Here is a 1,136-nt window from a genome sequence, read left to right on the forward strand (position 1 = left end):
AAAATTACGCTAAAATCTGCCGAATAGCTTAGAATGAGCGATTTATGAGTGTTTCACCTCAATGGAGGTAATGATTTAGCAACGGTTCTAATTTCTGCAATGTGCATATGTTTGCTTGTCAAACAGCTCTTGTCGGTTGCAAAAGTACAAAAAAGAAAGAATTTACATGCCAAGATTGTTATAAAAAACATTAAAAGCAACAACAAATATTAGAAAATCTTTTGCTTATTTGTTTTTTTTCATTATATTTGCAGCGAAAGTAAATTTAAAAAAGCATGGTGCATGAGACTTGCATTGTCTCAGAATAATTATGCTACGCTGGAAATGCGTAAAAAGCTATCGTATAGAGGCAACTAAAATTTTGTTTCTTTCGTAGCTTTTATGAATTAGAATTGTAAATTGAATAGATAAAATCATATAGGATAAAGCGATGAAGAAATTATTGGGTATCATATTATTGACAGTATTGGTTGTATTTAGTTCATGCAACTCTAATGCAGATGCTTTTCTTACAGAAACATCACCACAACTATTTGGTGTATGTGAAGTAAGCACTGATAATGTTGTGCAAGGTAAAGATTCTATAGCCTTTACTGATTTAGATATTGCATGGTTCAATCCAAAAACAAGAGAAATCAAATTTAAGGAATATGATAAAATAAAATCCATCCCAATCTATGCATCAATAAGTGTAAAAAGTTCATCTGAGACACTGTTCATTATAGCAGCTAATATCAATCCCGTAGTGAATCGTGCATACGATGATTTGGTTTTATTCTGCGACAAGGATGGCAAATACTATCTCAACGATAATTATCCGAATTATTGGAATTTAGAAAAGACAAAACAAAATGCAGATAAGCGTTCTGAAGGTTGGAATAAATTTATCAATCTTCTCAGAAAAGAAGGGCGTATCAAATAATTAAAAGAGACGGAATTTTTCCGTCTCTTTTTTAAGTTATGCAGCATGAAAGTAATATGATTATGAGTTGCAAACTCACTTTCTCTAATATTTTATCATTTGTCTTTTAAACGGTCTTAGTTTATTCCATTGTACTTTGAACCATTCAATAACAGGCTGTCTATTGATATACAAAAACAGTTGGTTCGGCTTGGTAGAATCAGAAAACACCTTG

At 31.5% G+C, this 1,136-nt stretch carries 1 protein-coding gene; it reads left to right on the forward strand.

The genetic code is table 11. From position 1 onward, the window contains the following. Positions 1–430 precede the first annotated feature (430 nt). Positions 431–922, forward strand: a complete 492-nt coding sequence (locus tag DWV53_RS15055; RefSeq protein WP_118155420.1) for a hypothetical protein — start codon at positions 431–433, stop codon at positions 920–922. Positions 923–1,136 lie beyond the last annotated feature (214 nt).

The organism is Segatella copri (assembly GCF_003465495.1).
In the GTDB taxonomy this organism is placed as follows: domain Bacteria; phylum Bacteroidota; class Bacteroidia; order Bacteroidales; family Bacteroidaceae; genus Prevotella; species Prevotella copri_G.

Bases quoted from the DNA above. Each gene is read 5' to 3' on its own strand.
- DWV53_RS15055 (WP_118155420.1), top strand. From the start codon at position 431: ATGAAGAAATTATTGGGTATCATATTATTGACAGTATTGGTTGTATTT.